Raw genomic sequence first — 10,499 nt, 5'->3', positions numbered from 1 at the left:
CAGCGGTGTTGGCTGCGCTCGTGCGCCCGAATCACTGACTGATGTCAGCTCATCGGGACTCTCTCGTTTGCCGCCTTTATTCCTTCGCGCGCGGTGGTCTGCCGGGGAAGCGGCGGCGAACCAGTACGAAGAACAGTGGCACAAAGAAAATCGCCAGCACGGTGGCTGAAATCATCCCCCCCATCACCCCTGTCCCGACTGCATGCTGGCTACCTGATCCCGCGCCTTGACTGATCGCCATCGGCAGAACGCCAAAAATAAACGCCAGTGACGTCATCAAAATAGGCCGCAACCGCTGACGTGACGCCTCCAGTGTGGCCTCGACCAAATCCTTGCCTTTGTTGTTCAATTCATTGGCAAATTCAACAATCAAAATCGCGTTCTTTGCCGACAGCCCGATAATCGTCAACAGTCCCACTTGGAAATAAACATCATTCTCCAACCCGCGCAGCCAAGTTGCAGCAACCGCACCTATCACCCCAAGCGGCACCACCAGCATGACGGAGAAGGGTATTGACCAACTCTCATACAATGCCGCCAGACACAAGAACACCACTAACAGTGAAATCGCATACAGGGCAGGGGCTTGAGAGCCAGATAAACGCTCCTGATAAGACATACCCGTCCATTCCAAACCGAAGCCATTGGGTAACTGCTTCACCAAATCTTCCATCACATTCATCGCCGTACCGGTACTGACACCCGGCGCGGCCTCGCCGACAATCTCTAGCGCCGAGTAGCCGTTATAACGCTCTAACCGTGGTGAACCGTATTCCCAACGAGTGGTAGAAAAGGCGGCGAAGGGCACCATTCCGCCACTTTTATTGCGCACATACCATTTGTTCACGTCTTCCGGCAGCATACGAGCCGTGGCTTCGGACTGCACATAAACCTTTTTCACCCGCCCACGATCAACAAAGTCATTCACGTAAGTCGACCCCCACGCTGTTTTTAGCGTGTTGTTGATATCATCCAGTGATACGCCCAGCGCTTGTGCTTTACGCTGATCGATATCTATCTGCAATTGCGGGCTATCGTCTAATCCGTTATGCCGTACCCGTGTCAGCGCTGGGTCTTTCGCCGCCATTTGCAACAATTGGTCACGGGCTGCCATCAACTTATCGTGGCCTAAACCGCCGTGATCTTGCAGCTCCATATCAAAACCAGAGGAACCCCCTAAGCCTGAAATGGCAGGGGGGCTACTGACTGAGACTCTGGCCTCGGTGATTTGATTAAACACTTTGGTCGCACGTTCAATAATGGCAAAGGACGAGTCATCACTGCTCTTGCGTTGGCTCCAATCTGATAGCCTGATAAAGAGCCGCGCCACGTTCTGGCCGTTACCACCGGGGCCGGAACCCACCGTTGAAAACACCGACAGCACATTCTCTTTTTCAGCGGTCAGGAAGTAGTCCTCGACCTTCTCAACCACCTTAAGGGTCTGTTGTTGGGTAGAACCGACAGGAAGCTGAACCTGCGCCATAAACACGCCGCGGTCTTCCAACGGTAAGAATGAGGTGGGTAATTTGACAAACAGCAACGCCAATCCACCCAACAACAGTAAATACAGCAGTATATAACGCAGGCTGTGGTGCAAGACACGGGCTACACCGCGCTCGTAACGATGGGCGCTACGATCAAACATGCGGTTAAACCAGCCGAAGAAACCGCGTTTGGCATGATGATGCCCCGGTTTGATGGGCTTGAGCATGGTGGCGCAAAGTGCCGGTGTTAGGATCAGTGCCACCAGAACCGAGAGCACCATGGCTGAGACGATGGTAATGGAGAATTGGCGGTAAATCGCCCCTGTGGTACCACCGAAGAAGGCCATTGGAATGAACACGGCAGACAGCACCAAGGCAATCCCGACTAATGCGCCTTGGATTTGCCCCATAGACTTACGCGTTGCTTCGCGCGGGTCTAGCCCTTCCTCACTCATCACCCGCTCGACGTTTTCCACCACCACGATGGCATCATCAACCAACAATCCAATGGCGAGCACGATGGCAAATAGCGTTAACGTATTAATACTAAAGCCAAATACCGATAGAATGGCGAAAGTTCCCAACAATACCACGGGCACGGCAATGGTCGGGATCAGGGTGGCGCGGAAGTTTTGCAAGAACAAGTACATGACCAAGAAAACCAGCAACACCGCTTCTACCAGTGTTTTGACCACATCCTTAATAGAGGCTTTCACGAACGGGGTGGTTTCATAAGCAATTTTGGCTTCCAACCCATGAGGGAAGAAAGGGGCCAGTTCGGCTAATCTTGCTTTCACCAGTGCGTCGGTTTGTAACTCATTCGCCCCTGATGCCAGTTTGACACTCATCCCCGATGCGGCTTGCCCGTTAAAACGGCTGAGATAGTCATATTTTTCGGCACCCAATTCGACTTTTGCCACATCGCCCAAAGTGAGCAGTGAACCATCCTGATTCACCCGCAGTGTAATTTCTCGAAATTGTTCGGGCGTTTGTAATTGGGATTGTGCATTGATAGTGGCGTTCAAGGCTTGATTGTCGACCGATGGCGTTCCGCCCAATTGACCGACAGCGATCTGGCTATTTTGAGATTGAATCGCGCTGACAATATCTTGCGTTGTGAGCTGATAATTATTGAGTTTGTTGGGGTCTAGCCAGATACGCATGGCATATTGTGAACCAAAAGCATCAATGCTCCCCACCCCTTCGATTCGGCTCAGGGGGTCTTGCAGGTTACTGGCAACATAGTCGGCAATATCCTGCTTATCCATGCTGCCATCGGTGGAAACAAACGCCACCATCATCAAGGTGTTATCACCGGACTTTGAGACGGAAACGCCTTGCTGCTGCACATCTTGTGGCAGTTTCTTGATGGCAGATTGCAACTGATTCTGGACTTGCTGCATGGCTTCGTTAGGGTTAGTGCCCGCCTGAAACGTCAAGGTAATGGATGCGCTACCGGAATTGCTGCTCTGCGAGGACATATACAGCAGATTATCCAAGCCCGTCATGCTTTGCTCGATGACCTGCGTGACAGTATTTTCCAGTGTTTGTGCAGAGGCACCGGGATAGGAGGCACTGATACGCACATTAGGCGGTGCCAGATTGGGGTATTGCTCAACCGGCAAGGTTGAGATTGCCAATGCCCCAGTAAGACACATAATTATCGCCAATACCCAAGCAAATATCGGGCGGTCGATGAAAAAATTTGCCATGCAGTGCCAGCCTCTATTAGGAAAGAAATTATTTGCAGCAGAATCAACTTTGCACTCTACCTGTGAATGCTGAAGGAAACGTGAAGAAAATATGGAGAACCTGTAAAAAACATCAAGAACACGGAGTTAATTTACGCTGAGGCAAAAAAAAGTGATAAACCAGACTGCTGACAAACACCGATGACTCGGACTAGAACGGTGAGGACAGGCAGAAGAGTAAAGCGTCCGCGCCAAGGATGGCGCGGCTCGAGCCATCAGGGATGATTTTACGGCGTCTTTACGATCTGCTTGCCCTCTCCACTATCGGCACTTTGTCAGCTATCGCATAAACAGGTCTTTTTTTGGCTATCAAGTAGACTCAATAGCAGTCACTTAATTTAGGAAGCGGTATGGAACTCAATCCGGTATTTGCTCGTCGTCTCTATCTGTGTTGGCTCATTAGCAGCCATGACTCAATGAATGTTCCACGTTTGATGGAATTAACCGGTTGGCCGCGGCGCACATTGCAAGACGTCTTAAAGGCGCTACCCGGTTTGGGGATCACGCTGACGTTTGTGCAGGATGGTATTCGAAATAATGCGGGCTATTACCAGATAGAGAGTTGGGGGCCGCTGAACAAAAAATGGATCAATGATCACCATGATTTCATTTTGGCGGCCATTCAATAGCCTTGCGGCTAGAGAATAGTGGCGTGGTGATAAGTGAGCAGGGCAGCTACGCGTATTTTTTACTCTCTAAAAACATAATGGTGGCTGCGACACGTGAACGCACATTCAATTTACGTAATAAATTACGAATGTGCACTTTCACGGTTTCTTCCGAAATATGCAGTTCAAAGGCCACTTGCTTATTGGACATGCCACGCGCTACTTCTTGTAGCACATCGAGCTCGCGTTCAGTTAATTCAGCAAAAGGATTAATTTGCTCGTGACGAGAAGATAAATACTGCGAGACTTCATCACTGAATACTTTTTGGCCTTGTGCCGCTTGGCGAATATTCTCCAGCAATATTTCAGGTTCGCTGTCTTTCAGCAAATAGCCATCCGCTCCCGCATCAATCATTGCGTACACATCATTGCGAGCATCAGAAACGGTCAAGACAATAATTCGCGCATCAATGCCTTCATGACGTAATGCTTTTAATGTATCCAGCCCTGACATGCCCTTCATATTAAGATCGAGCAGAATGACATCCGGTTGGTGTTTCGCCGCTTCAATAAGGGCGTCGCTCCCGCACTTGGCTTCCGACACGACATCGAAGCTACTATCTAATTCAAGGAGTTGGCGAATACCCCGGCGCATAAGCGGATGATCATCAACGATCATAATAGTGTGACATTTAGTCATAATAAGGATGTCCCTGTAACCGAAAAAAATTTATACCTTTCTTAGCGTAGCACCGCCGTGGTGAGCGATACTGATTGATCCCGCGCACTAAAACTTAAGTTCGCTTTTCGGGGACCCTTTGCTGGCTGATAACCTGCAATGCCAATGATAAAAGATATAAATATAGGTTGTTAACTGGTGGCTATTTTGTAACTGCTGATCATTTTGGTCGCTAATGAAGGCGTTTACGTTAGCCATCACTGTTAGCTGACTTATGTTGTAAGTGTACCGCAGTCTGAGTGAGTTTCCTGTGATAACTCTCCCCGTAGTATAAGAGTGTTCCGATAGGAACTCTATTTTTACGTATAAAGACTGAGGCGATTGTTTGAAAGCATCAGCCACCGTCATTTAATGAAAGTTTTCTACCAGAAGAAATAACGACCTAATTATCATATTGATTTGATAGTCATTCTCATTAACTCAATCGTTATATAAATAAGGAAATAACGCAAATAGATTTATCAGTGATAAATCAGGCAAATAACCACTAAATTAATTGATCCTGCTCAATATCTACTATCGTTTAACTCTAAAGAGTAATTATTTTATTACCCATTATTCTGTATTTAGTACGTCAACACTGGGTAGCATCTTCATTCCTATAAATAAGAATAATTATCATCAACGCAATATTAAGCGTCAGGTGTTAAACGAATCATCTCTATCGCTCACGCGGATGCGCCAGTAGGTATTAAGGATGTCAGCATGACTGATTTATCACGGCGTAAATTACTGACCGGCTCTTGGCGAGCAGACAAACAACAAATGACTGTTTTTCGCCCTCCTTGGTCTGTGATGGAGGCAAATTTTATTGCGGGTTGTACCCGATGCCATGCCTGCGTAACCGCCTGCGAAACCGGCGTATTAGTGGTGGGCAGTGGTGGTTTCCCTGAAATAGATTTTCAGCGTGCGGAATGCAGTTTTTGCCAAGCTTGCGCGCACGCGTGTGAAGCAGATGTTTTTACCTCAACAGAACAGGCACCTTGGTCACTTAAAATCAACATTTCAGACCTTTGTTTGCCTTTTCACGATGTTGAATGCCGTAGCTGTCAGGACAGTTGTGAAACACGGGCGATTAAATTCCGCCCACGCCTGAATGGTATCGCTCAGCCCGAACTCGATTTACCCGCGTGTACGGGATGTGGTGCCTGCCTATCCAGTTGCCCTGTTCAGGCTGTAACCCTCACTCGGAGTGATGATGGACGATAAAGAGTGGCATGTATGCGGATTAGTCTTGCAAGCCAAACCCGCGCGATTTGCGCAGTTGACTGAGAGCTTGCTCGCAATTCCGAATACAGAAATACCGACCAGTGATGCCACTCAAGGCAAGCTGGTGGTGGTGATGCAGGCAGCGCGCTCAGACGTGCTCCTGAAATATATTGAGTCAGCACGTAATCTGGATGGTGTGCTGGCTGTATCGCTGGTTTATCACCAGCAGGATCAGCAAGGTGAGGAAATGCCATGAAACTCAGTCGCCGGGATTTTATGAAGGCTAATGCTGCGGTCGCCGCAGCCGCCGCAGCCGGATTGACCATACCCACGGTCGCGAAAGCCGTCGTGGGCGAGACATCAAATGCAATAAAATGGGATAAAGCACCTTGCCGATTCTGTGGTACGGGCTGTGGTGTCTTAGTGGGTACGCAAAATGGCCGCATCGTGGCCTCGCAAGGTGACCCTGATTCACCGGTCAATCGCGGCTTGAACTGCGTCAAAGGTTATTTCCTGCCTAAAATCATGTACGGCAAAGACCGTCTGACCCAGCCGCTACTGCGTATGAAAGACGGCCAATACGATAAAGAAGGCGATTTTACCCCAGTCAGTTGGGAAAAAGCCTTTGATATCATGGAACTGAAATTCAAAAATGCGCTGAAGGAAAAAGGCCCAACGGCGGTTGGGATGTTCGGTTCCGGCCAGTGGACCGTCTGGGAAGGTTATGCCGCTTCAAAATTACTGAAAGCAGGCTTCCGTTCTAACAACTTGGATCCTAATGCTCGTCACTGTATGGCTTCATCCGTGGTGGGCTTTATGCGCACCTTTGGCATGGATGAGCCAATGGGTTGTTACGATGACATTGAAGAAGCGGATGCCTTTGTGCTCTGGGGCTCCAATATGGCGGAAATGCACCCAGTTTTATGGTCACGTATGACCAGCCGCCGCCTCACTAACGATAATGTCAGAATCGCCGTGCTCTCCACCTATGAACACCGGAGCTTTGAGCTGGCAGACAACCCGATGGTCTTCACTCCACAGACGGATTTGGCGATCATGAATTACATCGCCAATTACATCATTCAAAACAATGCTGTTGACCAAGCCTTCCTTGACCGCCATGTGAATTTCCGTCGTGGCGCGACCGATATCGGCTACGGCTTACGGCCAACGCATCCATTAGAAAAAGCGGCCAAAAACCCAGGCAGCGATGCCTCCGAACCCATGAGCTTTGATGACTTCAAAGCCTTTGTCGCGGAATACACCCTCGAAAAAGCCGCTAAAATGAGCGGCGTGCCGGAAGACCAATTAGAGTCGCTGGCTAAGCTGTACGCTGATCCGAACGTAAAATTAGTGTCTTATTGGACCATGGGATTCAACCAGCACACTCGCGGTGTGTGGGCCAATAACATGTGCTACAACCTGCATCTGTTAACCGGCAAGATTTCTAAACCCGGCTCTGGGCCTTTCTCTCTGACGGGCCAGCCTTCCGCGTGTGGTACGGCCCGCGAAGTGGGGACATTCTCTCACCGCTTGCCAGCAGATATGGTTGTCACCAACGAAAAACACCGCCAGATTGCCGAAACCAAATGGCAACTGCCTGCAGGGACTATCCCCGAAAAAGTGGGCCTGCATGCGGTGGCGCAAGATCGTGCGCTGAAAGACGGCACCCTCAATGCTTATTGGGTCATGTGCAACAACAACATGCAGGCTGGCCCGAATATCAACGAAGATCGTATGCCGGGCTGGCGTGATCCGCGTAACTTTATTGTCGTTTCTGACCCTTACCCGACGATCAGTGCACTGTCGGCTGACCTTATCCTACCGACGGCAATGTGGGTAGAGAAAGAGGGCGCTTACGGTAATGCGGAACGTCGCACGCAGTTCTGGCGTCAGCAAGTGCCCGCACCGGGTGAAGCAAAATCCGATTTGTGGCAGATGGTGGAGTTCGCGAAACGCTTCAAAGTAGAAGAGGTTTGGCCTGCTGAATTGCTGAACAAAAAACCGGAATATCGCGGCAAGACACTGTATGACGTGCTCTATGCCAACAACGTGGTGAATAAATACCCGCTGAGTGAAATCCCTGCTGATCAGCTTAATGATGAAGCTCGCGATTTCGGCTTCTACATTCAAAAAGGGTTGTTTGAAGAGTACGCCGATTTTGGTCGTGGTCATGGCCACGATTTGGCACCTTTCGATCGCTACCATCAGGAACGCGGTTTACGCTGGCCGGTCGTGAATGGCAAAGAAACGCTGTGGCGTTACCGCGAAGGTTTCGATCCTTTCGTTCCGAAGGGCGAGGAAGTGCGCTTCTATGGCAAGCCGGACGGTAAAGCCGTGATATTCGCGCTGCCTTACGAACCGGCAGCCGAAAGCCCGGATGAAGAATACGATCTGTGGCTCTCCACGGGGCGCGTACTGGAACATTGGCATACCGGTTCAATGACTCGCCGCGTACCTGAGTTACATCGTGCGTTCCCAGAAGCCGTGCTCTTTATTCATCCACTGGATGCCAAAGCCCGCGATTTACGCCGTGGCGATAAAGTCAAAGTGATTTCACGCCGTGGTGAAGTGATTTCGCTGGTGGAAACCCGTGGCCGTAACCGCCCGCCGCAAGGTCTGGTGTATATGCCATTCTTCGACGCCGCGCAGTTAGTGAATAACCTGACGCTGGACGCGACCGATCCGTTATCCAAAGAAACTGACTTTAAAAAATGTGCAGTGAAATTGGCGCGAGTCGTGGCGTGATAGGCTGCTCGCCCTGCGGGGCGAGTGTTGCCACTTACTGATAATAATATCCAGGGAAGCTCAGGCAAAGACGCTGTCTTTCAGGAGGAAGTCATGAATAGCACCATGTTTAAATCATTCAACCGCCGGTTTTTATCGATAGTATCGCTGTTGGCGGTATTGGTGATGGCCGGGGCGGTCAACGCGGCCAGCAATGTCGAGATGGACTTATCCCAATCACCGGAAGTCTCTGGCACGAAAGAAGGCGCGGTGAAAATGCCAAAACAGCAACAACGGATGGCGCTGAACTATGTTAACCAGCCACCGATGATCCCCCACAGTGTGGATGGCTACCAAGTCAGCAAAAATACCAACCGCTGCCTGCAATGCCACGGTGTTGAGCATTACCGCACCACCGGTGCACCGCGTGTTAGCCCGACCCACTTCATTGACCGCGATGGCAAAGTGTCGAGTGAAGTCTCTCCACGCCGCTATTTCTGTCTGCAATGCCATGTACCGCAAACCGATGCTGCACCTATTGTCGGTAACAGCTTCCAACCCGCTCCTGGTTTTGGTCAATAACCCAGGTATGACTTTGAGATTAGCGATGAGAGAGGCCAGTGATGAGTGAAACGAAAAAGCCGGGTGTTATCCGCCGGATATGGCAGTGGTGGCGTCGGCCAAGCCGACTGGCACTCGGAACTTTACTGCTGATTGGCTTTGTCAGTGGCATCATTTTCTGGGGTGGCTTTAATACCGGTATGGAGATGGCGAATACCGAGAAGTTTTGTATTAGCTGCCATGAAATGAAAGACAACGTTTATCAGGAATACATGGGCACCATTCACTACAGCAACCGCAGTGGTGTGAAGGCAACCTGCCCAGATTGCCACGTACCCCATGAGTGGGGGCCAAAAATGGTGCGTAAAATCAAGGCCAGTAAAGAGTTGTACGCCAAGACTATCGGCTTGATTAATACTCCACAGAAGTTCGAGGCACATCGCCTGACCATGGCCGAAAGTGAATGGGCGAGGATGAAAGCCAACAACTCGCAAGAGTGCCGTAACTGCCATAACTTCGACAATATGGATTTCACCGCGCAGAAAACCGTGGCGGCGAAAATGCACAGTAAGGCGATTACCGAAGGCAAGACCTGTATCGACTGCCATAAGGGGATCGCCCATAAATTGCCGGACATGAAGACGGTGCCGACCGGCTTTTAATTCCCAGCGCCCTTGATGCGACGGGATAAATAATATCGTGCTGAAATGCCTTGTGGACGTGATGTCGACAAGGCATTTTTTATTGCAATATCGAACAGTGCCTCACATAGTAAGGCTGGATAAGAACCGTGAAATGATATCGATTTGGGCAACGATTGATCATTTATACCGTTACATTTAGAGAAGAAGCGCCATGTCAGTCAAAATAGACAATATTCAGAGTGAAGTTTTATCTAAGAATTGGTTCAAACTCCATAAATATACCTTTGATTTAATCACTGAAGATGGCACCAAGGTACAGCAAATCCGCGAAGTGTATGACCGAGGGAACGGCGCGACCATCCTGCTGTATAACCGTGAAAAAGGCACCGTGCTATTGATCAACCAGTTCCGTATGCCCACCTACGTGAATGGCAACCCAACCGGAATGTTGCTAGAAACCTGCGCCGGATTATTGGATAACGATTCACCGGAAGAGTGCATTCGCCGTGAGGCCATGGAAGAAACCGGCTACCAGATAGATAAGGTGCAAAAGCTGTTCGAAGCCTATATGTCACCCGGTGGCGTCACCGAAATTATTCATTTCTTTGCCGCTGAATATCATCCAGACCAGAAAATCACCGATGATCTTGGCGTCGAAGATGAAGTCATTGATCTTGTCGAACTGCCCTTCACCGAGGCGCTAGCCATGGTGGCCGATGGGCGGATTAAGGATGGGAAGACGATTATGTTGTTGCAGTATGCTGCGCTGCATCCCC

The 10,499-nt window shown here is 49.8% G+C and carries 9 protein-coding genes; 7 read left to right on the top strand and 2 right to left on the bottom strand.

Features of this window, described 5'->3' with window-relative positions; all coding sequences use genetic code 11:
• Nucleotides 1–76 precede the first annotated feature (76 nt).
• Nucleotides 77–3,196 carry a multidrug efflux RND transporter permease AcrD gene (acrD, locus tag BN68_RS15500; protein WP_019212079.1) on the bottom strand — a complete coding sequence of 1,040 codons (3,120 nt, stop codon included), beginning with the start codon at nucleotides 3,194–3,196 and terminating at the stop codon, nucleotides 77–79.
• Between the two features lie 389 nt (nucleotides 3,197–3,585).
• On the opposite strand from acrD, the gene BN68_RS15495 reads away from it, so the two are divergent.
• Nucleotides 3,586–3,864 (top strand): winged helix-turn-helix domain-containing protein, encoded by a 279-nt coding sequence (locus BN68_RS15495; RefSeq protein WP_019212078.1) that lies wholly within the window; start codon nucleotides 3,586–3,588, stop codon nucleotides 3,862–3,864.
• Between the two features lie 46 nt (nucleotides 3,865–3,910).
• On the opposite strand, the gene BN68_RS15490 is transcribed toward BN68_RS15495, so the two are convergent.
• Nucleotides 3,911–4,543 (bottom strand): response regulator, encoded by a 633-nt coding sequence (locus BN68_RS15490; RefSeq protein WP_042806852.1) that lies wholly within the window; start codon nucleotides 4,541–4,543, stop codon nucleotides 3,911–3,913.
• Between the two features lie 744 nt (nucleotides 4,544–5,287).
• On the opposite strand from BN68_RS15490, the gene napF reads away from it, so the two are divergent.
• The 6 genes from napF to nudK form a co-directional block, all read left to right on the top strand.
• Nucleotides 5,288–5,791, top strand: a complete 504-nt coding sequence (napF, locus tag BN68_RS15485; RefSeq protein WP_019212076.1) for a ferredoxin-type protein NapF — start codon at nucleotides 5,288–5,290, stop codon at nucleotides 5,789–5,791.
• Nucleotides 5,781–6,047 (top strand): chaperone NapD, encoded by a 267-nt coding sequence (gene napD, locus BN68_RS15480; protein WP_019212075.1) that lies wholly within the window; start codon nucleotides 5,781–5,783, stop codon nucleotides 6,045–6,047. Before napF ends, napD begins: the two co-directional genes overlap by 11 nt.
• Entirely contained in the window at nucleotides 6,044–8,539 is a 2,496-nt protein-coding gene (gene napA / locus BN68_RS15475; RefSeq protein WP_019212074.1) for a nitrate reductase catalytic subunit NapA, read from the top strand. Before napD ends, napA begins: the two co-directional genes overlap by 4 nt.
• 105 nt (nucleotides 8,540–8,644) lie before the next feature.
• The gene (gene napB / locus BN68_RS15470) at nucleotides 8,645–9,100 is read left to right on the top strand and encodes a nitrate reductase cytochrome c-type subunit (protein ID WP_072102637.1); all 456 of its coding nucleotides are present in this window, start codon (nucleotides 8,645–8,647) and stop codon (nucleotides 9,098–9,100) included.
• 41 nt (nucleotides 9,101–9,141) lie between these two features.
• A complete protein-coding gene (gene napC / locus BN68_RS15465) occupies nucleotides 9,142–9,741 on the top strand; it encodes a cytochrome c-type protein NapC (protein ID WP_019212072.1) in 600 nt (199 codons plus the stop codon).
• 193 nt (nucleotides 9,742–9,934) lie between these two features.
• Nucleotides 9,935–10,499 (top strand): GDP-mannose pyrophosphatase NudK (gene nudK / locus BN68_RS15460; protein WP_019212071.1); only part of this gene is annotated, 565 nt, incomplete at its 3' end.

This window comes from Yersinia massiliensis CCUG 53443 (genome assembly GCF_000312485.1).
GTDB classification, from domain to species: Bacteria; Pseudomonadota; Gammaproteobacteria; order Enterobacterales; family Enterobacteriaceae; genus Yersinia; species Yersinia massiliensis.
Note: the sequence above shows the minus strand (reverse complement) of the source record. Positions and strands in the feature narration are given on the sequence as shown.

Bases quoted from the DNA above. Each gene is read 5' to 3' on its own strand.
- BN68_RS15490 (WP_042806852.1), bottom strand. From the start codon at position 4,543: ATGACTAAATGTCACACTATTATGATCGTTGATGATCATCCGCTTATG.
- napF (WP_019212076.1), top strand. From the start codon at position 5,288: ATGACTGATTTATCACGGCGTAAATTACTGACCGGCTCTTGGCGAGCA.
- napB (WP_072102637.1), top strand. From the start codon at position 8,645: ATGTTTAAATCATTCAACCGCCGGTTTTTATCGATAGTATCGCTGTTG.
- acrD (WP_019212079.1), bottom strand. From the start codon at position 3,196: ATGGCAAATTTTTTCATCGACCGCCCGATATTTGCTTGGGTATTGGCG.
- napC (WP_019212072.1), top strand. From the start codon at position 9,142: ATGAGTGAAACGAAAAAGCCGGGTGTTATCCGCCGGATATGGCAGTGG.
- napA (WP_019212074.1), top strand. From the start codon at position 6,044: ATGAAACTCAGTCGCCGGGATTTTATGAAGGCTAATGCTGCGGTCGCC.
- BN68_RS15495 (WP_019212078.1), top strand. From the start codon at position 3,586: ATGGAACTCAATCCGGTATTTGCTCGTCGTCTCTATCTGTGTTGGCTC.
- napD (WP_019212075.1), top strand. From the start codon at position 5,781: ATGGACGATAAAGAGTGGCATGTATGCGGATTAGTCTTGCAAGCCAAA.